We start from the raw sequence: 22,037 nt of genomic DNA, 5'->3' as shown, positions 1-22,037 counted from the left end.
TTACCTCACCAACAAGCTGATAGGCCGCGGGCTCATCCTGCACCGCCGGAGCTTTCCAGCCTCACGGATGCCCGTGAGGCTCGTATCCGGTATTAGACCCCGTTTCCAGGGCTTGTCCCAGAGTGCAGGGCAGATTGCCCACGTGTTACTCACCCGTTCGCCACTAATCCCCACCGAAGTGGTTCATCGTTCGACTTGCATGTGTTAAGCACGCCGCCAGCGTTCGTCCTGAGCCAGGATCAAACTCTCCGTGAATGCTTTCCCCGTACTCGGGGTGACACATCACGAGAGCGGAACAGCCGGGCGGAATGAGCCCAGCCGTTCACAGCGTCCTCGCTGTGTTTTTTCAAAGGAACCTCGCCCCAGCAGATGCTGGAGACGGGGTATCAACATATCTGGCGTTGACTTTTGGCACGCTGTTGAGTTCTCAAGGAACGGACGCTTCCTTCGTACTCACCCTCTCGGGCTTTCCTCCGGGCGCTTCCCTTCGGTGTTTCCGACTCTATCAGATCTTGTCTGACCCGATTCCCGGCCGGCGGGATGTGCCGCTGGCTTTCCGGCTTTCACCGGCGCCCTTTCGGCATTCACTACGTTAGCCGATTCCCCGGCCCGATTCATAATCGAGTTCCGCGAGTTCGAATTCGGACGTGCAGGCACGTCCGAAGCGACCCCGCCGAGGGGTGATCGTGAGTAGTGGGTTTGCCGCTCCGGCTGCAGGCGATCGCCGTACCCGGTTCAGCGGCTCGGGCTACGTTACGCACCCGGTCCGCACAAGTCAACCTCGACGCCGCCGCGGCACGTGGGGACGGTACGGGCTCACCGTCGGGTCGTCGGCGACCCAGTAGCGCCAGGGGTGCACGCCTCCGTCTCCCGCCACCCCCGTGCGCGGGCCGTTGCGCACCTGGCCGGACGGGACCGGAGTGCCGGTAAGGATGCGAAGGGGCGTCTCGCCGGCGGCGCAGGCGTCGGTGCCGTCGAGGGCCCGGTCCACGTCGAGGGCGGTGGCCAGACGGGCCGGGCCCTTGGCCAGTTCCTTGTCGTTGCGGGCCGACGGCCGGCGGGTGCGGGCCAGCTCGGCGCCCTCGACGATCTCGCCGGCCCGCAGCAGGACCGCGCTCGCGCGCCCCTCAGGACCGCAGACCAGGTTCATGCAGTGCCACATGCCGTAGGTGAAGTAGACGTACACATGACCGGGCTCCCCGAACATGACGTCGTTGCGCGGGGTGCGTCCCCGGTAGGCGTGGGAGCCGGGATCGTTCGGTCCGTCGTACGCCTCGACCTCCGTCAGGCGCAGTGCGATCGGGCCGTCGGGGGTGGCGCGGACGAGGATGCGTCCCAGGAGGTCCGGTGCCACCTCGAGGACGGGCCGGTCGAAGAACTCCCTGGGCAGGGGCATACGGTCGGGGCTCGCGAACATGCCGCCCGAGAGTAGTGCGCGAACATGCCGCCCGAGAGTAGTGCAGGCGTGGCGGTGCGCGCCGGGTGGCCGGGGGCCCGGTGTCCTGCCAGGGTGCGGTACGGAACCGGCCGCGGCCGGAGCGCGTTTGTAGGGATCAGGGACCCACACGTAGAGGGAGAGTCATGGCGTTCAAGAAGCTGCTCGCGAGCCTGGGGGCCGGCGGGGCTTCCGTCGAGACGGTGCTGCACGAGGACAACGTCGTGCCGGGCGGTGTCGTGCAGGGTGAGGTGCGCATCCAGGGCGGGTCCGTCAACCAGCAGATCGAGGGACTGTCGGTCGGTCTGCAGGCCAAGGTCGAGGTGGAGAGCGGCGACCAGGAGTACAAGCAGGACATCGAGTTCACCAAGATGCGGCTCGGTGGCGCCTTCGAGCTGCAGGCGGGGGCCGTGCACGCCGTGCCGTTCGGCCTGGAGATCCCGTGGGAGACGCCGGTCACCGTGATCGACGGGCAGCCGCTGCGCGGCATGCACATCGGGGTGACCACGGAGCTGGAGATCGCGCGCGCCGTGGACTCCGGTGACCTCGACCCGATCAACGTGCACCCGCTGCCGGCGCAGAAGGCGATCCTGGACGCCTTCATCGGCCTGGGCTTCCGCTTCAAGAACGCGGACATGGAGCGCGGCCACATCCGGGGTACGCGGCAGCGGCTGCCGTTCTACCAGGAGATCGAGTTCTACCCGCCGTCCCAGTACCGGGGCCTCAACCAGGTCGAACTGAGCTTCGTGGCCGACGAGCACGCGATGGACGTCGTGCTGGAGATGGACAAGAAGCCGGGCCTGTTCAGCGAGAGCAGCGACACGTTCCGCTCGTTCCAGGTGGGTCTGCAGGACTACCAGGGGACCGACTGGGCGGCGTATCTGCACCAGTGGATCTCCGAGGTCGGCAGCAGGCGCAACTGGTTCTAGGCTCTGGAACCGGTGACTTGGTTGATCATGAGTCATCCCAGAACCGATCAGGAGGTGCCGAGGTGACCGAGCTCAAGAGGCGGCCGCTCCCCCACGACTTCCATCCGCCCGTGCCGTCCTTCACGGTGACGAGCGACGACGTCCAGGAAGGGGCGACACTCAAGGACGCTCAGGTCCACGCGGCGGGGAACACCTCGCCGCACCTGCGCTGGGAGGGCTTCCCGGCCGAGACCAAGAGCTTCGCCGTGACCTGCTACGACCCGGACGCCCCGACGGGGAGCGGGTTCTGGCACTGGGTCGTGTTCGACATCCCGGCCTCGGTGACCGAGCTGCCGGCCGGTGCGGGCAGCGGGAAGTTCGAAGGTCTGCCCGAGGGTGCCGTGCAGGCGCGGAACGACTACGGGACGAGGGACTTCGGGGGCGCCGCGCCGCCGCCCGGGGACGGGCCGCACCGTTACGTGTTCACGGTGTACGCCGTGGACCAGGAGAAGCTCGGTCCGGACGCGGACGCCTCCCCCGCGGTGGTGGGCTTCAACCTGCGGTTCCACGCCGTCGCGCGGGCCCAGCTGATCGGCGAGTACGAGAACCCCGCGCAGGGCTGACAGCCGGCCGGGCGTTCACGGGACGTTTGCCCGCCTCCGGTCATGGAAGTGATCGGAGGCGGGCACTTTTGTCGCCGGGGACGCGCGGACCGCCCTTCCGGGGGAAGGGATATTGCGTTGTCCCTCCCGGCGTGCCCGGCCAGAGTTGGTCCCAGCCCGCCAGGGGGTGGGCCGGTGCACACGGGAGGTGGGCTGGTATGCGGGACACGCTGGTACTCAACGCGAGCTTCGAGCCGCTGTCGACGGTGACTGTGAATCGAGCCGTCGTTCTGGTGCTCCAGGACAAGGCCGTCGTCGAGCAGGCCCACCCCGAACTGCGGATGCGGGGAGCCGCGGTCGACATACCCGCGCCCCGGGTGATCCGGCTGTGCAGGTACGTCCGGGTGCCCTTCCGAAGACGAGCACCGTGGTCGCGGCGGGGCGTGCTGGTACGGGACCGGCACCGGTGCGCTTACTGCGGCGGCCGGGCGACGACCGTGGACCACGTGGTGCCGCGGTCGCGGGGCGGGCAGGACACCTGGCTGAACACGGTGGCGTCGTGCGCGCAGGACAACCACCGCAAGGCGAACCGGACGCCGGAGGAGGCGGGGATGCCGCTGCTGCGGCAGCCGTTCGAGCCGAGCCCGGCGGACGCGATGCTGCTGGCGCTGGGGCAGACGGAGTTGGCGGCGCTGCCCGAGTGGCTGGCGCACGGGGCCGCCGCCTGACGGCCCGCCGGTCCGGACGGCCGGGGTGCTCCCTCCGCCGTTCCCGGGGCGGCGGCCGGCCGGGTCCGGGCTCGATCCGGCCCCCGTGCTGCCGGGCGAAGCCCGACACCGTGTCCCCGGCCGGACCGCCGTGCGGCGGCCGAGGCGGTGCCGTACGACGCGGAAGCCCCGCGCCCTCGGGGGGCGCGGGGCTTCCGCGGTAGTGGGGCGGGTCCCTCAGTCGATCGGCGGGCGCTCGCGGCGCTCCGTACCGCCCTTGTCCGCGGCGGCGGAGGAGCCGCTGCCGCCCGAACCGCCGCCCATGGGGCCGAAGTTGCCCATCGCGCCGGACAGGCCCTTGAGGGCGTCACCGATCTCGCTGGGGACGATCCAGAGCTTGTTGGCGTCGCCCTCGGCGATCTTCGGGAGCATCTGGAGGTACTGGTAGGACAGGAGCTTCTGGTCCGGGTCGCCGGCGTGGATGGCCTCGAAGACCGTGCGGACGGCCTGGGCCTCGCCCTCGGCGCGCAGGGCGGCCGCCTTGGCCTCACCCTCGGCGCGCAGGATCTGGGACTGCTTCTCGCCCTCGGCGCGCAGGATCTCGGACTGCCGGACGCCTTCTGCCTGGAGGATGGCGGCGCGCTTGTCCCGGTCGGCGCGCATCTGCTTCTCCATGGAGTCCTGGATGGACGTGGGCGGCTCGATGGCCTTGAGTTCGACGCGGTTGACGCGGATGCCCCACTTGCCGGTGGCCTCGTCGAGGACGCCGCGCAGGGCGGCGTTGATCTCCTCGCGGGAGGTCAGGGTGCGCTCGAGGTCCATGCCGCCGATGATGTTGCGCAGCGTGGTGACGGTGAGCTGCTCGATCGCCTGGATGTAGCTGGCGACCTCGTAGGTGGCGGCCCGCGCGTCGGTCACCTGGTAGTAGATGACGGTGTCGATGTTGACCACCAGGTTGTCCTGGGTGATCACCGGCTGGGGCGGGAACGGCACGACCTGCTCGCGCAGGTCGATGCGGTTGCGGATGGTGTCGATGAACGGGACGACGATGTTGAGTCCCGCGTTCAGCGTCCGGGTGTAACGGCCGAAGCGCTCCACGATGGCGGCGCTGGCCTGTGGAATGACCTGGATGGTCTTGATCAGGGCGATGAAGACCAACACCACCAGAATGATCAAAACGATGATGACCGGTTCCATCGTCCCGCTCCCCGTCTCCTTCTCCGCCTCGGCGCTTTCGGAAGATCCTATGGACTGCTGAAGATCTTGCTGATCGAGTCTGACAGACCGTCGCGTGCCGTGTGGGGTGTTCGGTCCAGTTCCGCCATCCCGGCGTTGTCCGAGGTCACATGACGATGGCGGTGGCTCCCTCGATGTCCACGACGTCGACTTCCTCGCCGGGTTCGTAGCTGCGGCCGGTGTCGAGCGCACGCGCCGACCAGACCTCCCCGGCGAGCTTGACGCGGCCGCCGGAGCCGTCCACACGCTCCAGGACGACGGCCTGCCTGCCCTTCAGCGCGTCGACGCCGGTGGCGAGTTGGGGGCGCTGCCTGCCGTGCCGGGCGGCGATGGGCCGCACGACGGCGATGAGGGCGACGGAGACGACGACGAAGGCGAGCACCTGGACCACGGCGCCGAAGCCGAGTCCCGCGACGACTGCCGCGGCCACGGCGCCCACCGCGAACATGCCGAACTCCGGCATCGCGGTCACCACGAGCGGGATTCCGAGCGCTGCCGCGCCGATGAGCCACCACACCCATGCGTCGATGTCGTTCACATGGTCATGGTAGGTCCGCCGGTCCCACGCGGACAGGGCGCGGCGGGGCGGGATCAGGACAGCGGAAGGCCCTGGGCGGTCCAGCGGTCGCCCATCTGCTCGACGACGAGCGGCAGCCCGAAGCACAGGGAGAGGTTGCGGGAGGTCAGTTCGAGCTCCAGCGGGCCGGCGGCGAGGACCTTGCCCTGGCGGATCATCAGGACGTGGGTGAAGCCGGGGGCGATCTCCTCGACGTGGTGCGTGACCATGATCATCGAGGGGGCGATGGGGTCGCGGGCGAGCCGGCCGAGGCGGCGCACCAGGTCCTCGCGGCCGCCCAGGTCGAGCCCGGCGGCGGGCTCGTCGAGGAGCAGCAGCTCGGGGTCGGTCATCAGGGCGCGGGCGATGAGGGTGCGCTTGCGCTCGCCCTCGGAGAGGGTGCCGAACCTGCGGTCGAGGTACTCGGTCATGCCGAGGCGGTCGAGGAAGGCGCGGGCGCGCTGCTCGTCGACGGCCTCGTACTCCTCCTGCCAGCCGGCGGTCATGCCGTACGCGGCGGTCAGCACGGTCTGCAGGACGGTCTGGCGCTTGGGCAGCTTCTCGGCCATGGCGATGCCGGCGACGCCGATGCGGGGGCGCAGCTCGAAGACGTCGGTGCCGGGGCGGCCGAGGGTCTCGCCGAGGATGGTGGCGGTGCCCTGGGTGGGGTAGAGGTAGCTGGAGGCGACGTTGAGGAGGGTGGTCTTGCCGGCGCCGTTGGGGCCGAGGATGACCCAGCGCTCGCCCTCCTTGACCGACCAGGAGACCTGGTCCACCAGAGCCCGGCCCTCGCGGACCACGGATACGTCCTGAAGCTCCAGAACATCGCTCATGAGCGCGTTGTCTCCCCTTGCAGTGTGCCGGTCTCGGCTGTCGCGTACGCCTGTGGCTCGGTCAGCCGCGCCGGTGGGCGCAGCCCACTGGAAAATCTACGCCACCGGCCGGGGGCGCCGTTCCAGCGGTCCGGTCCTTAGGGTGGAGGGCATGCTCTCGGAACCGCGCTCTGGACGCCTCGCCGCTTGGGGAAACGCACTTCTGGCCGGGATTGTCTCACCGGACGACGCCGTGCTGGCGATCGTCGGGGACGACGCCGTCCACCGGGTCCAGGGGCTGCCCGGCGAGTCGGCGCCGGTCGGGCTGACTCTGGCGCTGGGGCGGCTGCGCGCGCTGGGCGTGACCGGGCTGCGGGTGGCGCTGCCCGCGCCGGGGCATCCGCTGGGGCTGAGCGGGCCGCCGGAGTTCAACGCGCGGGCGCTGGACGCCGGGGAGGCGGTGGTCTGCCACGGCGCCGCGGTCGGCCTGGTGCCGGAGGTGTACGGGGCCGGGCCGGCGGGTGATGTGCACGTCGAGGTGGTCTGGCACGTGCTGCCGGTGCGGGAGGCGCCGCCGGCCGACGTGCCGTCGCTGGGCGAGGCCGAGCGGGAGCTGGCGGAGGCCCTGCGGGAGGCCACCGAGGTGTTGTCGCGGCTGGACGTCGCCGGGTCGGGTCCGGTGGCGGAGGCGGCGATCGACGCGTACCGGGCGCGGGCCGAGGGGGCACGGGGCCGGGAGGTGCTGGCTCCGGGGTATCCGCCGCGGGCGGCGCGCGTGCTGGAGCTGGCGCAGCGGGTGGGACTGCTGGTGTCGCTCGCCGCGGGGAACGGGCACGGCGGTGCGGTGAGCGCGTCGGAGATGGGGGCGCGGGCGGCGGCGCTGCGGCCGGTGGAGCGGACGGCCCGGCGGGCGCGGGTGGCGGCGTACAACTCCGTCGTGGAGGAGCGCGAGAAAGGGGCGCGCTGAGGCGGGAGTAATGAGCGGCACCGCGGCACCGCGGCGCCTCGGGGTGCGGTGGTGCCGCCGGGGCCGTGCGAGCGTGGCCTCCGGTCCCGCGGGCGCGGGTCGCGCCAGGCGCCGGGCCAGGGGGCGCGCCACGACACCCACGGGTGCGACCGTCACCCGGCCGCACCACCCCGCGCGCGCAGCGCCAGGCCTTCGCCAACGACCTGACCCGCCCGCAGCTCATCGCCGTCACCGACAACGTCAACCAGGCCAAGGGCCACCGCGGCATCCGGGCCGCGCCCGGCACCGGTCCGGAGAGCGCGGGCCGCGCCCGGCCTTGGGCGAGCGGGCGCGGGTCGCGCCCGGCACCGGGGCAGGAAGCGCCCGTCACGCCCGGCACCAGGCCAGGGGGCGCGGGTCGCAAGCCTGGAGGCCGCGGGGTCGCGCCGACGGCCGCGCACGGTGTGGCGCGGACGGTGCGCCGAGGTGGCAGAGGGCCGTGGCAGGCGCCGCGGCCGGCGCCGGAGAGCCGCGGCCGGGGCTTCCGGCGGGCGCGCCGTCCGGAGGACATCTCCACGACGGGATGAGTGCCGGCCCTGAGGAGAACCTGTCGTGGACCTCGGGTGAGGGGGTCAGCCGGTCACGCCGTGCCGTACGGCCCACAGCGCGGCCTGTGTGCGGTCCGCCAGGTCGAGCTTCATCAGGATGTTCGACACGTGCGTCTTCACGGTCTTCTCGGAGAGCACCAGCGCACGCGCTATCTCGCGGTTCGAGCGGCCGTCCGCTATCAGGCCGAGCACCTCGCGCTCCCGCTCGGTGAGCGAACCTCCCCTGCCCTGGCCCGGGTTGCCCTCCTCCTGCGACAGCAGGGCGCCCGCGACCTCGGGTTGCAGCACGACGTGTCCGGCGTGCACCGAGCGGATGGCCGCCGCGAGCGCGTCCGGGTCCACGTCCTTGTAGACGTACCCGGCGGCGCCCGCCCGCAGGGCCGGGACCACCGTGCGCTGTTCGGTGAAGCTGGTGACGATCAGGACACGGGCCGGGTTGGCGAGTTCCCGCAGCCGCCGCAGCGCCGCGACGCCGTCCATGATCGGCATGGTGACGTCCATGAGGACGACGTCGGGCCGCAGCTCCCCGGCCCGGGCGACGCCCTCCGCGCCGTCGGCCGCCTCGCCCACGACCTCGATGTCGTCCTGCACCTCGAGGAAGGTGCGCAGGCCCCGGCGGACGACCTGGTGGTCGTCGACGAGCAGGACCCTGACCGGCTCAGCCACCGGGTACCTCCATCTCGATCGTGGTGCCCTTGCCGGGCGCCGATTCCACGGTCAGACTGCCGCCGACCCCGCTCGCCCGGTCGCGCATGGAGACCAGGCCGAGGTGGCGTCCCGCGCGGGAGACCGTGCCGGGGTCGAACCCGGCGCCGTCGTCGGCGACCCGCAGGACGGCGCCGCAGCCGCGGCGGTCCAGGGTCACGTCGACGTGCCGGCCGCCCGAGTGCCGCAGCGCGTTGTGCAGCGCCTCCTGGGCGACGCGGAGCAGGGCCTCCTCCTGTGCGGCGGGGAGCGCCCTGAAGCTCCGGGCGGTGAAGGTGACGCGCGCGGTGTGGGCGCGGTCGAGGACCTGGATCTGGGTGCGCAGGGTGGCGACCAGGCCGTCCTCGTCGAGGGCCGCGGGGCGCAGTTCCACGACGGCGGCACGCAGCTCGTCGGCGGCCTCCGCGGCGAGCGCGGCCACCTGGTGCAGCTCCTCCCTGGCGCGGGCCGGGTCGCGGTCGACGAGCGCGGTGGCGGCCTGGGCGGTCAGACGCAGCGAGAACAGCTTCTGGCTGACCGCGTCGTGCAGCTCGTGCGCGAGGCGGGAGCGTTCCTCGGCGATGGTGAGCTCGCGGCTGCGTTCGTACAGGCGGGCGTTGGTGAGCGCGATCGCGGCGTGCTGGGCGAGGATCGACAGCAGTTCCTCGTCCTCCTCGGTGAAGCCGCAGCTCCCGAGGGGTTTCGGGCAGTTCTTGTTGGCCAGGAACAGCGCTCCGATGACCTCGTCGCCGTCACAGACCGGCATGCCCAGGAAGTCCGAGAGTTCGGGGTGTGCGGCCGGCCAGCCTTCAAAGCGGGGGTCCTCGCGCACGTCGGCGAGGCGCTCGGTCCGCGCCTCGCGCAGCATCGCGGCGAGAACGCCGTGCTGGCGCGGGAGCGGGCCGATCGCCCGCCACTGCTCGTCGCTGACGCCGTCGACCACGAACTGGGCGAAGCCGCCGTGGTCGTCCGGGACGCCGAGGGCGGCGTACTGCGCGTCGAGCAGCTCACGGGCCGAGGCGACGATCGTCTTCAGGACGTCGCGCACCTCCAGGTGCCTGCTCATGGCCAGCAGCGCGGAACTCACCGCGGCGAGGCCGGACCGGGGGCCTTGGCTCATGCCCTCACCGTACCGGCGGGGCGGCACCGGGGACCGGGCTGGTGGGGGGCCGTGCGGAGCCGGCACGACGGGGGGGTGCCGCCGTGGAGTGGGCGGCCGGGGTCCGGGGGACGCGGGAACGGGGAGGGGGCGCGGCCGGGCCGGTGCCGTCCGGGCGGGGCGTCCGGCCGGGTCGTCGCAGCCGCCGGGCGGACCCGGGTGTGAAGGGGCCGTGGGCGGGCAGGCGCCCCGGCGACGACGTCCGTCGGCGGGCGGCTCGTCCGCGCGGAGAAGCCGCTCACCCACTGCGTTGCGGCGGCAACGTGGGGTGAGGTGTGGGCGCCCGCGGTGTGAGGACGGGCATAGGGCGCAGATCACGTACGAAGGCACCTAGGAGACCCGGCAGCCCCGTGAACGGGACAGTCAGCCCCGTGTGTCCCGTTTTGCCGGTTCCCGTCCGACGATCCCGGATAGTACGTCACACCTTTGCCTGGGGTTTTTGCGGCCGCTAAGAATGGCTCACGTCGCTCAGCGCCGCGGGTTCGCCCCGCAGCGTTCCTGCGGGAAGGCTCCTGCCACCGCTGTCCGACGAGCGACCTCCGCGCAACTCGAAGAGGTCTCTTCCGCCATGCCCGAAAACACCGTGCTCCAGCGCAGTCGTGCCCTGGCCAAGTCCCTCACCACGTCCCACAAGGTGGCCGCCGCCGGTGTCGCCACCCTCGGCGCCGCCGCCATCGCCCTCTCCGCGGCCCCGAGCCAGGCCGAGTCGACCGTGGCCGAGGCTCCCGCGTCCGCTCCGGTGCGGTTCAGCTCCGAGCCGATCAAGGACGTCAAGCCGAGCGTCACCGACCAGCTCGCCAGCAGGAGCGTGAAGATCCAGGCCATCGAGGCCAGGAAGCAGGCCGCGGCCCAGGCCGCCGCCCAGCACCAGGCCGCGGAGCGGGCCGCCGCGCAGCGGAAGGCCGAAGCCGCCCGCAAGGCCGCGCAGGCCGCACAGGCCGCCTCCCGGGCCGCCGCACGTCCGCACGTGGCCCCGGTCGCCGCCAAGAGCTACGGCAACAACCTGGACGGCTGGATCCGGCAGGCGCTGGACATCATGGACCGGCACAACATCCCGGGCTCCTACAGCGGCCTGCACCGCAACATCATGCGGGAGTCCTCGGGCAACCCCAACGCCATCAACAACTGGGACATCAACGCCCGCAACGGCATCCCGTCGAAGGGCCTGCTGCAGGTCATCCCGCCGACCTTCGCCGCGTACCACGTCCCCGGCACGTCGCAGAACATCTACGACCCGGTCGCCAACATCACCGCCGCCGCCAACTACGCCGCCGACCGCTACGGCTCGATCGACAACGTCAACAGCGCGTACTGAGGTCGGCGCGGACCTCTGAGACACGCGGAAAGGGCGGCACCCGTGCGGGTGCCGCCCTTCGTCGCATACGGACGGGCGGCACCCCGCGGGGTGCCGCCCGTCGCCGTGCACGGGGCGCCCGCGGCGTCCCTGCCCGCGCACGGCCGCTACTTGCGCATGACCTCCGGCTCGTGCCGGCGCAGGAAGCGCGCCACGAGGAAGCCGCAGAGGACGCCCAGCGCGATCAGGGCCGCCATGTCCATGCCCCAGGCCGAGACCTGGTGGTCCCACAGCGGATCCGTGCTCGTCGGATCGTCACTGTTGGGGGCGATGTTGTTGAAGTCCAGCGTGGTGCCGGCGGCGGCCACCGCCCAGCGCGACGGCATCAGGTACGAGAACTGGTTCACGCCGACGGTGCCGTTCAGGGTGAACAGGCAGCCGGTGAACACGACCTGGATGATCGCGAACATCACCAGCAGCGGCATGGTCTTCTCGGCGGTCTTCACCAGCGAGGAGATGACCAGGCCGAACATCATCGAGGTGAAGCCGAGCGCCATGATCGGCAGGCACAGCTCGAACAGCGTCGCGTTGCCCAGGATCAGGCCCTCTTCGGGGATCTCGCGGCTGGAGAAGCCGATCAGGCCCACCATGAGGCCCTGCAGCACGGTGACGGTGCCGAGAACGACCACCTTGGACATCAGGTACGCCGAGCGGGACAGGCCGGTGGCGCGCTCCCGCTCGTAGATGACCCGTTCCTTGATCAGCTCACGGACGGAGTTCGCGGCGCCCGCGAAGCACGCGCCGACCGAGAGGATCAGCAGCACCGTGGTCGCCGTGCCGTTCGGGATGTGCAGGCCGGTCTTCGGGTTCACCGGGTTGACCAGCAGGCCCTTGTCCGAGTCGATGAGCAGGCTGACCGCGCCGAGAACCGCCGGCAGGACGACCGTCAGCGCGAGGAAGCCCTTGTCGGAGGCGATGACCGACACATACCGCCGGATCAGGGTCAGCAGCTGCGAGCCCCAGCCCTGCGGCTTGGGCGGCCTGACGGCCTGCGGCGGGGGCGTGTGCGCGGACTGCGGGGCGCCGGCGTCGATGTCCGCGGCGTACATCCGGTAGTGCTGCGAGCCCTTCCAGCGGCCGGCCCAGTCGTAGTCGCGGTAGTTCTCGAAGGCGGAGAAGACGTCGGCCCAGCCGTCGTAGCCGAAGAAGTTCAGCGCCTCCTCCGGCGGGCCGAAGTAGGCGACCGAGCCGCCCGGCGCCATCACCAGGAGCTTGTCGCACAGCGCCAGCTCGGCCACGGAGTGGGTGACGACGAGGACCGTGCGGCCGTCGTCCGCGAGGCCGCGCAGCAGCTGCATCACGTCGCGGTCCATGCCCGGGTCGAGGCCGGAGGTCGGCTCGTCCAGGAAGATCAGCGACGGCTTGGTCAGCAGCTCCAGGGCCACCGAGACGCGCTTGCGCTGACCGCCGGACAGGGAGGTGACCTTCTTGTCCTTGTGGATGTCGAGCTTCAGCTCGCGCAGCACCTCGTCGATGCGGGCCTGGCGCTCGGCGGCCGTGGTGTCGGCCGGGAAGCGCAGCTTGGCCGCGTACTTGAGGGCCTTCTTGACGCTCAGCTCCTTGTGCAGGATGTCGTCCTGCGGGACCAGACCGATGCGCTGGCGCAGTTCGGCGAACTGCTTGTAGAGGTTGCGGTTGTCGTAGAGGACCTCGCCCTGGTCTGCGGGGCGGTAGCCCGTGAGCGCCTTCAGCAGGGTCGACTTGCCGGAACCGGACGGGCCGATGACCGCGACGAGCGACTTCTCCGGGACGCCGAAGGAGACGTCCTTGAGGATCTGCTTGCCGCCGTCGACCGTCACCGTCAAGTGGCGTGCGGAGAAGGAGACCTCGCCGGTGTCGACGAACTCCTCGAGCCGGTCGCCGACGATCCGGAACGTCGAGTGGCCGACGCCGATGATGTCGGCCGGGCCCAGGTGCGCCGAGCCGCCCTTGGGAATCGGCTGGCCGTTGACGTACGTGCCGTTGTGCGAGCCGAGGTCGCGGATCTCCATCCGGCCGTCGGGCGTCGAGTGGAACTCGGCGTGGTTGCGGGAGACCTGCAGGTCGGAGACGACCAGGTCGTTCTCCAGGGAGCGGCCGATGCGCATGACGCGGCCGAGGGAGAACTGGTGGAACATGGTCGGGCTGCGGTCGCCGTGGACCGGCGGCGCCCCCGCGCCGCCGCCGGGGCCCTGCTGCTGCGGAATCGACGCCGACTGCGGTACCTGCTGCGGCTGTTGCGGGGCCGCCTGCTGCTGCGGGACCTGCTGCGCCCAGCCGGCGTTCGCACCCTGGGCGGCGTACGGCTGCTGCTGGGGCCGGGCCTGCGGTGTCACGACGGCGGCCGCGGCGCCGGAGAGATCGAGGCGCGGTCCGTCGGTGGCGTTGCCGAGGTGCACGACCGAGCCGGGAGCGATCTCCACCTGCTGGACCCGCTGCCCCGCCACGTACGTGCCGTTGGTGCTGCCGTGGTCCTCGAGGACCCAACCGCGGCCGTTGAAGCTGATCGTGGCGTGCCGCCAGGAGACCCTGGCGTCGTCGAACACGATGTCACCCTGCGGATCGCGTCCCAGGGTGTAGGACGCGGACGCATCGAGCGTCCAGGTCCGTCCGTTTGATTGCAGTACGAGTTCCGGCACTCCATGCCCCACTGAGTTGTCCCCCGAATTACCCCCGTCGCGGGGAGTCTAGGGATGTCGAACATCGGGGGGAACTATGACAGGCTCCGTTCTCCGACCGGAAGTCGGGCCTTGAGGAGCGTGCGCGGGGCGCACTCCGACTGCCGTCGCCGGCGGGGTTGAAACCGGCGCGGTACGTGGTAGTCCACGCGAGGGGGACATGCGCGGCGGACGGGCCGCGCGCGGATCGGGGGTTGGCCATGAGCGCTGCCACGACGGCCGGCAGGGCGCGCGGGGACGCCCGTCTGCCGTGGCGGGACATCCTGCCGGCCGCCATCACCTCGGTGAGCTGGGCGCTGTCCGGGATGGCGGCGACGGCCGCACTCGGTGTGCACCTGCTCGGCGCGGACGCTCCCGGCACGGACTCGGCCGGGTCGCCGGCGCCGATGGCCGCGGCGCTGATGGCCCTGGCGGTGGGCGGCTCCGTCACGTCGTCCGGCGAGCTGTCCGCGTTCGGACGGGAGGGGGTCCAGGCGCACACCGCCGTCGAGGCCACGCCGCTGGGCGTCAGCCTCGTCGGCGCGCTGCTGCTGTCCTCCTTCTTCCTGCGGTCCCTGCGCCGCGCGGGAGCGGTGGTCGCGCCGTCCGAGCTCCTGGCGCGCGCCGCAGCGGTGGTGGTGCTGTTCACGGTGACGCTGGGCGCCCTGGTCCAGGCCGGCCACGGCGTCTTCACGATCCGGGACGGTGTTCTCGGACTCGACGGACGGGGCGGGTCCACGGGCGGTGGCGGGTCCGGGGGCCTGGAGATTCCCGGCCTGGGCGACCTGGGGGATCTCGGGGATCCGGGGGACATCGGTGGCCTGCTGCCCGACGCGATCGGTGATCTCGTCGACGTCCGGGCGGTGGTCACCTTCTCCGTCGACACCGCGCCCACCGTGCTCGCCGCTGCCGGCTGGTCGGCCGGGGTGCTGCTGATCGCACTGCTCGCCTCACGCCGCACTCCCCTGCCGCGCGGCTTCGAGGCCGTCCACCGAGCGGTCCGGCCGGCCGTGTCCGCGCTGGTCGGTGCGCTGCTGGTCGCGGTGGCGGCGGGGCTCGCCGCGGCCGGGTACGCGGCGGCCGGCGACGATCACCCCGGGCGGGTCGTCGGCGGGGCGCTGCTCGGGGCGCCCAACGGGGTGTGGCTCGGCCTCCCGCTCGGTCTGTTCGTGCCTGCGGACGGCACGGCGACGGGTGCTCTCGCCCGGCTGCTGCCCGACCCCCTGGACACGCTGCTGACCACCCGTCCCGGCCGGCCGGTCACGCTGGAAAGTCTGGCCGCCCTGGACGGACGGGTCTGGCTGCTGGCGGTGGGAGCGGCGGCGACGATGCTTCTGGCGGGGGCGCTGACGGCGGTGCGGACCCCTTCGGGGGGTGCGGCTGGGCGGACGTCGGAGGGGGCGGGGGCGGCATGCACACCGTCGCCGGGGGCGGGGGCGGGGGCGGGGACGTCCGGGTCGCCGGTGCCGGGGGGTGGTGTGCGGACGCGGGTGCCGACGGCGGGGGCCGAGTCCGGGGGCGTGCGGGGTCCTGGTCCCGGTACCTCGTCCGTAGGCGGTCCCGGCGACCCGGCGCGGCCGCACCTCGGCTTCGTCGGCCAGTGCGCACTTCGGCTCGGAGTGGTGACCGCGTTGGCACTGCCCCTGCTCGCCTGGTGGACGGGGGTGTCCCTCAGCGCCTCGGTGTCCGTGCTCGGCGTCGACGCGTTCGGCGCGGGGGTCGACCTGCAGGGGCGCGGGGGGACGGCTGTGCTGCTGGGCGCGGTCTGGGGCGCCGGGGCGGGGGCCGCCGGCGCACTGCTGGCGAGGGCGACGGGAGCCGCCGGGCGGCGCGCTGCACCTCTGGCACGGAGTGACGCGCGGGCTCCGGTCCCGGCGGGGGGTGGCGGGCTCGCGGGGGACGGCAGGTTCGCGGGGGACGGGAGGCTCGCGGGGCGGGGCGATGCGGGATGGGGCGATGCGGGATGGGGCGACTCGGGGAGCACGCTGCCAGACCGGCCCTGGGGCCCACCCGGCGCGCTGCCATCGGACCGGGCCTGGGGCCCGCCCGGCGCACCGCCGGATCGGCCCTGGGGCCCGCACGACGCACCGCCGCCGGACCGGCCTGGCAGCCCGCCCGACGCGCCGCCGGATCGGACTTGGGGCCCACCCGGTCCAGCGTCTGCGGACCAGCCCGGGGGCCCGCACGACGCACCGCCGCCGGACCGGCCTGGGAGCCCGCCCGACGCGCCGCCGGATCGGACTTGGGGCCCACCCGGTCCAGCGTCTGCGGACCAGCCCGGGCGGCAACCGGAGGACGCCCCGCCGGCAGCCGGGCGTCGTGGCCCGTACGGTGCCCCGGTCCCGGACGGGCCGAGGTGGAAGCCGTCGCAGGTCACAACCCCGGACGTGCCGGGGCAGGAGCCCCAGGACCATAGGACCTACGACCGGCCCACCCAGCCGCCGCAGGACACCAGGCCGCCCGACCGGCCGACACAGCCGCCGCAGGACACCACACTGCCCCACCCACCGACACAACCGCCCCGGGACACCAAGCCACCCGACCGGCCGACGCAGCCGCCCCGGAACACCACACTGCCGGACCGGCCGACGCAGCCGCCCCGGAACACCACACTGCCGGACCAGCCCACGCAGCCGCCCAGGGGCACCACGCTGCCGGACCAGCCCACGCAGCCGCCCGGGGGCACCACACTGCCGGACCAGCCCACGCAGCCGCCCGAGGGCACCGGGCCGGCGGATCAGCCGACGCGGCAGGCGCGGCCGGATTCCTCGTCCGGGGACCTGTACAGCGCGCCGACGGTGGCCGGCCCGCTCCTTCCGCCGCCGATCCCGCCGCGGCCCCGGACTCCGCCCGGGGAGTGGCCCCCACCACCCCCTCCGGACGAGGCTCCCCCTCCCCCACCGCCACCGCCCGGGGCCCCGGGCAAGTGATCACGACCGGGGCGGGGAGCACGGCCGGACGGGCGCCAGGGGCGGACCCGTGCTGCGGGCGGGCGGGGGCCGGCGTCCGGACGGCCGGGAAGGCCCGGCGCGCAGACCGGGCCGTAACCCGCCGGGCACCTGCTGGACGGCTGGAGTTCCCTGTCCGTCAGACGGACCGGGCGGGCGGCAGGCACCGGGTGCCGGATACGGTGGGGGCACCATGAGCGCTTCGCAGACCTCCGACGTACCCACCCTTCTCGTCAAGATCTTCGGGAAGGACAGGCCGGGCATCACGGCCGGCCTCTTCGACACTCTGGCGGCCTTCTCCGTCGACGTGGTCGACATCGAGCAGGTCGTCACGCGCGGCCGGATCGTGCTGTGCGCGCTCGTGACACATCCGGCGGCCACCGTCGAGGGCGATCTGCGGGCCACCGTGCACAGCTGGGCCGAGTCGATGAAGATGCAGGCGGAGATCATCTCCGGGCACGGCGACAACCGGCCGCGCGGCCTCGGACGCTCCCTGGTCACCGTCCTCGGCCATCCGCTGACCGCGGAGGCGGCCGCTCAGATCGCGGGCCGGATCACCAGGGCCGGCGGCAACATCGACCGCATCTTCCGGCTGGCCAAGTACCCGGTGACGGCCGTCGAGTTCGCGGTGTCCGGTGTGGAGACGGAACCCCTGCGCACCGCCCTGGTGACCGACGCGGCGGCGCTCGGCGTCGACGTCGCGGTCGTCGCGGCGGGCCTGCACCGCAGGGCGCAGCGCCTGGTCGTGATGGACGTGGACTCCACGCTCATCCAGGACGAGGTCATTGAGCTCTTCGCCGCGCACGCCGGCTGCGAGGACGAGGTCGCCGAGGTCACCGCGGCCGCGATGCGCGGGGAGCTGGACTTCGAGCAGTCCCTGCACGCGCGGGTGGCGCTGCTGGCGGGCCTGGACGCGTCGGTCGTGGACAAGGTGCGCAGCGAGGTGCGGCTGACGCCGGGCGCCCGCACCCTCATCCGCACGCTGAAGCGGCTCGGCTACCAGGTCGGTGTCGTCTCGGGCGGGTTCACCCAGGTCACGGACGACCTGCGGGAACGGCTGGGGCTGGACTTCGCCCAGGCCAACACGCTGGAGATCGTCGACGGGAAGCTCACCGGCCGGGTCACCGGCGAGATAGTGGACCGGGCGGGCAAGGCCCGGCTGCTGCGCCGGTTCGCCGCCGAGGCGGGTGTGCCGCTGGCGCAGACCGTCGCGATCGGCGACGGCGCCAATGACCTGGACATGCTGAACGCGGCCGGTCTCGGGGTCGCCTTCAACGCCAAGCCGGTGGTGCGGGAGGCCGCTCACGCGGCGGTGAACGTGCCGTTCCTCGACACGGTCCTGTACCTGCTCGGGGTCACCCGGGAAGAGGTCGAGGCGGCGGACGCGCACGAGGAGGACTGAGCGCGCGGCCCGTACGGCACCGGCCCGTTCGAGATGAGGGACACCGCCAGGAGCGTCCCGGAGGAGCCGGCCCGCCTCTCAAACAACGAGCCGGGCGGCGCAGCGGGGCAGGTCCCCGGGGCCCGGCGGAGCGGGCCCCGGCGCGGTGCTACTCCGTCGGCGCCCAGTAGTCGGCCAGGTTGGCCACGGCCGGCTCCAGACCCTTCCAGGCGCCGTCGAAGGTGAGGGCGGCGAAGGCGGCGGCCGGGAAGCCCCGGCGGCTCATCCGCTCGCGGGCGTCGCTGTTGGCGGAGCCGGACAGGACCTCGGCCAGGCCCTGGATGCCGGGGTTGTGCCCGACCAGGATCACGTTCCGCACGTCGTCCGGCAGCTCGTTGAGCAAGGCGATCAGCTCACCCGGCGAGGCCTCGTAGATCCGCTCCTCGTAGACGGTTTTCGGCCGGTGGGGGAACTCATGGACGGCGATCTTCCAGGTCTCCCGGGTCCGGGTCGAGGTGGAGCAGAGGGCCAGGTCGAAGGGGATGCCGGTGTCGGCCAGCTTCAGCCCCGCGACCGCGGCGTCCTTGCGGCCCCGCTCGGCGAGCGGTCGCTCGTGGTCGTTCACCTGTGGCCAGTCGGCTTTCGCATGCCGGAAGAGGACAATCCTGCGGGGTTCTGCGACGCTCATGGAACCCAGCTTCGCATGAAACAGGCCACGCGGCGCAGGGAGTTGACATGCGGATTCTCGCGGTGGGGCGGCCACGCCGCGGCGGTCGCGGGAGCCGCGCGCGGAGCCCTCGGGGGGCGTCTTCAGCGGGCGAGCAGCTCCTGGACGCGCTGCAGCAGCTGGGTGAGCGCGGGATCGGCAGTCGCCGCCTGGGCGTGGGACGGGTTCAGCAGGAGGACGAACAGCGTGGCGAAGGCGAGCGCCGGCAGGGTCAGGGCCCACCACGGGAGCCTGGTGTCGACGCCGCCCGGGGCCGCCGGGTGGTGCCGGGTGTGCGTACGGGCCGACATGATCGCCTCCGCTGGTCTCCGAGTGGTCCGTGGCCCGCGCCCCGCGGTCACACCTCGAAGCTACGGACCCGGCACCCGCCGGCCCATCCGGTGACCCACCCACTTGACCCTGAACCCGGCCCCCTAGGGGATGGGGGGACAGCCCCACCATCGGCCGGCGGGGGGCGGGGTCACGGAGCGACGAGGGTGGCGACGATCGCGATGACGGCGAAGATGGCGAAGAACGCGCCGAAGACGATCAGCATCTTCTTCTGGCCGTTGCGGGGGTTCGGCTCGAGCACTGGCATACGGCCAGTCTCGCACCCGGCGTCCGGAAACCGGGCCGCGGGGGGCCGTCAGCGCGCCGTGCCCGTCCGGGCCCGCTCGACGGCCGGTCGTCGAGCCCGCTCCACGGCCGGCCGTCGGGCCGGCCCCGCCTGCGGCTTCCCTCAGCGCTTCGCCTCGTCCTCCACGGTGCGGTCGCGCCCCGCCAGGTAGCCCACCACCATCTGCGGCACCATCAGGGCGCTCATCAGGGCGATCGGCAGCCCCCAGCCGCCGCTGCCCTGGTAGAGGACACCCACCAGCAGCGGGCCCGGTATCGAGATCAGGTAGCCGGTGCTCTGCGCGAACGCCGACAGCTGGGCGACGCCCGCGCCGGTCCTGGCCCGCATGCCGACCATGGTCAGCGCCAGCGGGAAGGCGCAGTTGGACACGCCGAGCAGCAGGGCCCAGGCCCAGGCGCCGGCGGCCGGCGCGAGGTACAGGCCCGCGTAGCCGGCGAGGCCGCAGACGCCGAGCACGAGCGCGATCGGGCCCTGGTGCGGCAGCCGGGTGGCCAGCCGCGGGATGACGAAGGCCAGCGGGACGCCCATCACCATGGTGACGGCGAGGAGGACGCCGGCCGTGCCGGCGGGCACCCCGGCGTCACGGAAGATCTGCGCCATCCAGCCCATGGTGATGTAGGCGGCGGTGGCCTGGAGGCCGAAGAAGGCGGCGAGGGCCCAGGCGGTGCGGCTGCGGGTGATGCGCAGCGCGGCCGGCTGCCCCTGAGGCGGTGCGGCCGGCCGGTCCTCCGGACGTGCGGCCGGCTGCGCCTCTGGCGGCGCGTCCGGCTGTCCCTCCCGCGCGGTGTCCCGCCGCGACGGCGACCGCGGGGCCCGGCGGTCCCGCACCAGCGGCAGCCACGGCAGCACGGCCAGCGCCGCCAGCGCCGCCCACACGGCCAGGCCCGGCTGCCAGTTCCCGCCCAGCGCTCCGGTCAGCGGCACGGTCGCGGCGGCGGCGACGGAGGTGCCGAGGGCGAGGGCCATCGAGTACAGGCCGGTCATGGAACCGACCCGGTCGGGGAACCAGCGCTTGACGATCACCGGCATCAGGACGTTGCTCACGGCGATGCCCATGAGGGCGAGGGCGCTGGCCGCCAGGAAGCCGGGCGTGCCGCCCGTGTACGGCCGGACCACCAGGCCGGCGGCGATGGCGGCCATGCCGGCGCACACCACCGCGGCGGGTCCGAAGCGGCGGGCCAGGCGCGGTGCCGTGACGCCGAAGACGGCGAAGCACAGCGAGGGCACGGAGGTCAGCAGTCCGGCCACGCTGCCGCTCATGCCGAGCCCGTCGCGGACCTCCTCGAGGAGCGCACCGAGACTGGTGATGGCAGGCCGGAGGTTCAGCGCGGCCAGCACGATGCCCACCACGACCAGGCGTGTCGCCCACCCGGGCGGGGCGGCCGGGCCGGGCTCCCGGGGGGCGGCGGTCGCGGCCGGGGTTCGTTCGGTCGTCGGCGTCGTCGTCCGGGTTTCCTCGCTTGCCATGGGGTCCATCATAGAATCATGGGATGAATGCCTGTCCACGGTCCGGCCTTCGCCGGCCGGGCCCCGCGTGCGAAGGTGTGTCATGCCCCTGAGCCATCCCCGCCGGTCGGTGCTGTCCGAGCAGGTCATCGCCGCGCTGCGGAACCAGATCACCTCGGGCGAGTGGCCGGTCGGCACCCGCATCCCGACGGAGCCGGAGCTGGTGGAGCAGCTCGGCGTCGCCCGCAACACCGTCCGGGAGGCCGTCCGCGCGCTCGCGCACAACGGCCTGCTGGACATCCGCCAGGGCTCCGGCACGTACGTCGTGGCGACCAGTGAACTGGCGGGCGTGATGCACCGCCGTTTCGCCGGCGCCGATCCGCGGCACATCGCCGAACTGCGCGCCACGCTGGAGTCGGGGGCGGCGAAGCTGGCCGCCGAGCGGCGCACCGAGCGGGACCTCAAGCAGCTCGACGCGCTGCTCGTGCGGCGCGAGGAGGCGTGGGAGTCCGGGGACGCGGAGGCGTTCGTCGCGGCGGACGCCACCTTCCACCTGGCGGTGGTGGCCGCCTCCCACAACGACGCCATGACGGCGATGTACGCGGACCTGGGCGAGGTGCTGCGGGACTGGCTGCGCGCGGACGTCGGCCGGGGGCTGACGCCGGAGACGCGCATGGACCACACGCGGCTGCTCGACGCGATCCGGGCGGGCGACGCCGAGTCGGCCGCCGCGGAGGCCGCGAGCTATCCGCTGTCGTGCCGTCCGGGCCGGTTCAGCCGGCCCGCTCGTGACTGACCCACGCCGAGGCGACCTCCGCCCAGCAGCGGCCGGTCAGCCGCACGGTCTGGGCGGGGTCCGCGTTCACCGGGGACCCGTCGCTGTCGAGGTCCCACCAGCGCGCGCACTCGACGTGCAGGCTGACGCGGTCCGGCTCCGGGTAGGGATTGTGGCAGTAGGCGGTGACGTGCGAGCCGCTGATGCTGGTGCGGCAGGCGGCGCCGAACGGCTCCGGGCTCGCGGCTTCCCGGGGGCGCGCGAGCGGATGCGGCACGGCTCGGTACGGCACGGCGAGCACGAGGGTGACGGCCGCGGTCACTGAGGCCACGCTGCTGCTGAACAGGCGCACAAGGGGACCTCCTCGGCCGGGGAGGAAAGCGCGGGGCGGGCGGACCGCGCACCTCCAGCGTGCCGGGCGCCCCCCGAGCCCGCACGGCCGGATGGGCCGAACGGGTGACGTGCTCCCCCGCGCCCCCGCCGGCCGCCACCCTGCCCCCG

Annotated in this window: 19 protein-coding genes, 1 rRNA gene and 1 pseudogene; 8 read left to right on the top strand and 13 right to left on the bottom strand. The window is 73.1% G+C overall.

What is annotated here, in order from left to right:
* Positions 1 to 255: ribosomal RNA gene (locus ABZ920_RS06460) — 16S ribosomal RNA — on the bottom strand; the annotation flags it as partial.
* A gap of 520 nt (positions 256 to 775) precedes the next feature.
* Positions 776 to 1,417, bottom strand: a complete 642-nt coding sequence (locus ABZ920_RS06455; RefSeq protein ID WP_361499404.1) for a DNA-3-methyladenine glycosylase — start codon at positions 1,415 to 1,417, stop codon at positions 776 to 778.
* 164 nt (positions 1,418 to 1,581) lie between these two features.
* Here ABZ920_RS06455 and ABZ920_RS06450 point away from each other — a divergent pair, with 164 nt between their 5' ends.
* The 3 genes from ABZ920_RS06450 to ABZ920_RS06440 all read left to right on the top strand — a co-directional run bounded on the left by ABZ920_RS06450 (position 1,582) and on the right by ABZ920_RS06440 (position 3,673).
* Positions 1,582 to 2,364 carry a sporulation protein gene (locus ABZ920_RS06450; protein WP_361499402.1) on the top strand — a complete coding sequence of 261 codons (783 nt, stop codon included), beginning with the start codon at positions 1,582 to 1,584 and terminating at the stop codon, positions 2,362 to 2,364.
* A gap of 62 nt (positions 2,365 to 2,426) precedes the next feature.
* Positions 2,427 to 2,966, top strand: coding sequence for a YbhB/YbcL family Raf kinase inhibitor-like protein (locus ABZ920_RS06445; RefSeq protein WP_361499400.1), 540 nt, complete (start codon positions 2,427 to 2,429; stop codon positions 2,964 to 2,966).
* A gap of 197 nt (positions 2,967 to 3,163) precedes the next feature.
* A complete protein-coding gene (locus ABZ920_RS06440; RefSeq protein WP_361499398.1) occupies positions 3,164 to 3,673 on the top strand; it encodes an HNH endonuclease in 510 nt (169 codons plus the stop codon).
* A 216-nt stretch (positions 3,674 to 3,889) separates the two neighbouring features.
* On the opposite strand, the gene ABZ920_RS06435 is transcribed toward ABZ920_RS06440, so the two are convergent.
* The 3 genes from ABZ920_RS06435 to ABZ920_RS06425 all read right to left on the bottom strand — a co-directional run bounded on the left by ABZ920_RS06435 (position 3,890) and on the right by ABZ920_RS06425 (position 6,277).
* Positions 3,890 to 4,849 carry an SPFH domain-containing protein gene (locus tag ABZ920_RS06435; protein WP_361499396.1) on the bottom strand — a complete coding sequence of 320 codons (960 nt, stop codon included), beginning with the start codon at positions 4,847 to 4,849 and terminating at the stop codon, positions 3,890 to 3,892.
* 145 nt (positions 4,850 to 4,994) lie between these two features.
* A complete protein-coding gene (locus ABZ920_RS06430; protein ID WP_361499394.1) occupies positions 4,995 to 5,426 on the bottom strand; it encodes an NfeD family protein in 432 nt (143 codons plus the stop codon).
* Between the two features lie 53 nt (positions 5,427 to 5,479).
* Complete coding sequence (locus ABZ920_RS06425) at positions 5,480 to 6,277, bottom strand: ABC transporter ATP-binding protein (RefSeq protein WP_361499392.1); 798 nt, start codon at positions 6,275 to 6,277, stop codon at positions 5,480 to 5,482.
* A gap of 151 nt (positions 6,278 to 6,428) precedes the next feature.
* On the opposite strand from ABZ920_RS06425, the gene ABZ920_RS06420 reads away from it, so the two are divergent.
* Entirely contained in the window at positions 6,429 to 7,223 is a 795-nt protein-coding gene (locus tag ABZ920_RS06420) for a hypothetical protein (protein ID WP_361499390.1), read from the top strand.
* Between the two features lie 611 nt (positions 7,224 to 7,834).
* On the opposite strand, the gene ABZ920_RS06415 is transcribed toward ABZ920_RS06420, so the two are convergent.
* Positions 7,835 to 8,476, bottom strand: coding sequence for a response regulator transcription factor (locus ABZ920_RS06415; RefSeq protein ID WP_361499388.1), 642 nt, complete (start codon positions 8,474 to 8,476; stop codon positions 7,835 to 7,837).
* Positions 8,469 to 9,614 (bottom strand): GAF domain-containing sensor histidine kinase, encoded by a 1,146-nt coding sequence (locus tag ABZ920_RS06410; RefSeq protein ID WP_361499386.1) that lies wholly within the window; start codon positions 9,612 to 9,614, stop codon positions 8,469 to 8,471. Before ABZ920_RS06410 ends, ABZ920_RS06415 begins: the two co-directional genes overlap by 8 nt.
* A 607-nt stretch (positions 9,615 to 10,221) precedes the next feature.
* Between ABZ920_RS06410 and ABZ920_RS06405 the strand changes: the two genes are divergently transcribed.
* Positions 10,222 to 10,968 (top strand): transglycosylase SLT domain-containing protein, encoded by a 747-nt coding sequence (locus tag ABZ920_RS06405; RefSeq protein ID WP_361499384.1) that lies wholly within the window; start codon positions 10,222 to 10,224, stop codon positions 10,966 to 10,968.
* Positions 10,969 to 11,114: 146 nt separating this feature from the next.
* On the opposite strand, the gene ABZ920_RS06400 is transcribed toward ABZ920_RS06405, so the two are convergent.
* Positions 11,115 to 13,637: an FHA domain-containing protein gene (locus ABZ920_RS06400; protein ID WP_361499382.1), complete on the bottom strand. Its 2,523-nt coding sequence runs from the start codon at positions 13,635 to 13,637 to the stop codon at positions 11,115 to 11,117.
* A 227-nt stretch (positions 13,638 to 13,864) separates the two neighbouring features.
* Between ABZ920_RS06400 and ABZ920_RS06395 the strand changes: the two are divergent.
* Positions 13,865 to 15,490, top strand: a pseudogene (locus ABZ920_RS06395) (streptophobe family protein); the annotation flags it as partial.
* A gap of 1,294 nt (positions 15,491 to 16,784) precedes the next feature.
* Positions 16,785 to 17,993: a phosphoserine phosphatase SerB gene (gene serB, locus ABZ920_RS06390; RefSeq protein WP_361499380.1), complete on the top strand. Its 1,209-nt coding sequence runs from the start codon at positions 16,785 to 16,787 to the stop codon at positions 17,991 to 17,993.
* Positions 17,994 to 18,141: 148 nt separating this feature from the next.
* Here the strand turns inward: serB and ABZ920_RS06385 are convergent, their stop codons facing one another.
* The 4 genes from ABZ920_RS06385 to ABZ920_RS06370 form a co-directional block, all read right to left on the bottom strand.
* The gene (locus ABZ920_RS06385) at positions 18,142 to 18,660 is read right to left on the bottom strand and encodes a histidine phosphatase family protein (RefSeq protein ID WP_361499378.1); all 519 of its coding nucleotides are present in this window, start codon (positions 18,658 to 18,660) and stop codon (positions 18,142 to 18,144) included.
* 122 nt (positions 18,661 to 18,782) lie between these two features.
* On the bottom strand, positions 18,783 to 18,989 hold the full coding sequence (locus ABZ920_RS06380) for a hypothetical protein (protein ID WP_361499377.1): 207 nt from the start codon (positions 18,987 to 18,989) through the stop codon (positions 18,783 to 18,785).
* A 170-nt stretch (positions 18,990 to 19,159) separates the two neighbouring features.
* Complete coding sequence (locus ABZ920_RS06375; protein ID WP_361499375.1) at positions 19,160 to 19,276, bottom strand: SGM_5486 family transporter-associated protein; 117 nt, start codon at positions 19,274 to 19,276, stop codon at positions 19,160 to 19,162.
* A 141-nt stretch (positions 19,277 to 19,417) separates the two neighbouring features.
* Positions 19,418 to 20,794, bottom strand: a complete 1,377-nt coding sequence (locus tag ABZ920_RS06370; RefSeq protein WP_361499373.1) for an MFS transporter — start codon at positions 20,792 to 20,794, stop codon at positions 19,418 to 19,420.
* A 70-nt stretch (positions 20,795 to 20,864) separates the two neighbouring features.
* Between ABZ920_RS06370 and ABZ920_RS06365 the strand changes: the two genes are divergently transcribed.
* Positions 20,865 to 21,557, top strand: a complete 693-nt coding sequence (locus tag ABZ920_RS06365) for a FadR/GntR family transcriptional regulator (RefSeq protein ID WP_361499372.1) — start codon at positions 20,865 to 20,867, stop codon at positions 21,555 to 21,557.
* On the opposite strand, the gene ABZ920_RS06360 is transcribed toward ABZ920_RS06365, so the two are convergent.
* On the bottom strand, positions 21,535 to 21,888 hold the full coding sequence (locus tag ABZ920_RS06360) for a hypothetical protein (RefSeq protein WP_361499370.1): 354 nt from the start codon (positions 21,886 to 21,888) through the stop codon (positions 21,535 to 21,537). The two genes, ABZ920_RS06365 and ABZ920_RS06360, sit on opposite strands and share 23 nt — an antisense overlap.
* Positions 21,889 to 22,037: the final 149 nt, after the last annotated feature.

The organism is Streptomyces sp. NPDC046831 (assembly GCF_040645305.1).
Taxonomy (GTDB): Bacteria; Actinomycetota; Actinomycetes; order Streptomycetales; family Streptomycetaceae; genus Streptomyces.
This window is presented reverse-complemented; position numbering and strand designations above follow the sequence as displayed.

Coding starts and splice junctions, on each gene's coding strand:
- ABZ920_RS06455 (WP_361499404.1), bottom strand. CDS start 1,417: ATGTTCGCGAGCCCCGACCGTATGCCCCTGCCCAGGGAGTTCTTCGAC.
- ABZ920_RS06450 (WP_361499402.1), top strand. CDS start 1,582: ATGGCGTTCAAGAAGCTGCTCGCGAGCCTGGGGGCCGGCGGGGCTTCC.
- ABZ920_RS06440 (WP_361499398.1), top strand. CDS start 3,164: ATGCGGGACACGCTGGTACTCAACGCGAGCTTCGAGCCGCTGTCGACG.
- ABZ920_RS06435 (WP_361499396.1), bottom strand. CDS start 4,849: ATGGAACCGGTCATCATCGTTTTGATCATTCTGGTGGTGTTGGTCTTC.
- ABZ920_RS06425 (WP_361499392.1), bottom strand. CDS start 6,277: ATGAGCGATGTTCTGGAGCTTCAGGACGTATCCGTGGTCCGCGAGGGC.
- ABZ920_RS06420 (WP_361499390.1), top strand. CDS start 6,429: ATGCTCTCGGAACCGCGCTCTGGACGCCTCGCCGCTTGGGGAAACGCA.
- ABZ920_RS06410 (WP_361499386.1), bottom strand. CDS start 9,614: ATGAGCCAAGGCCCCCGGTCCGGCCTCGCCGCGGTGAGTTCCGCGCTG.
- ABZ920_RS06405 (WP_361499384.1), top strand. CDS start 10,222: ATGCCCGAAAACACCGTGCTCCAGCGCAGTCGTGCCCTGGCCAAGTCC.
- serB (WP_361499380.1), top strand. CDS start 16,785: ATGAGCGCTTCGCAGACCTCCGACGTACCCACCCTTCTCGTCAAGATC.
- ABZ920_RS06385 (WP_361499378.1), bottom strand. CDS start 18,660: ATGAGCGTCGCAGAACCCCGCAGGATTGTCCTCTTCCGGCATGCGAAA.
- ABZ920_RS06380 (WP_361499377.1), bottom strand. CDS start 18,989: ATGTCGGCCCGTACGCACACCCGGCACCACCCGGCGGCCCCGGGCGGC.
- ABZ920_RS06375 (WP_361499375.1), bottom strand. CDS start 19,276: ATGCCAGTGCTCGAGCCGAACCCCCGCAACGGCCAGAAGAAGATGCTG.
- ABZ920_RS06370 (WP_361499373.1), bottom strand. CDS start 20,794: ATGATGGACCCCATGGCAAGCGAGGAAACCCGGACGACGACGCCGACG.
- ABZ920_RS06365 (WP_361499372.1), top strand. CDS start 20,865: ATGCCCCTGAGCCATCCCCGCCGGTCGGTGCTGTCCGAGCAGGTCATC.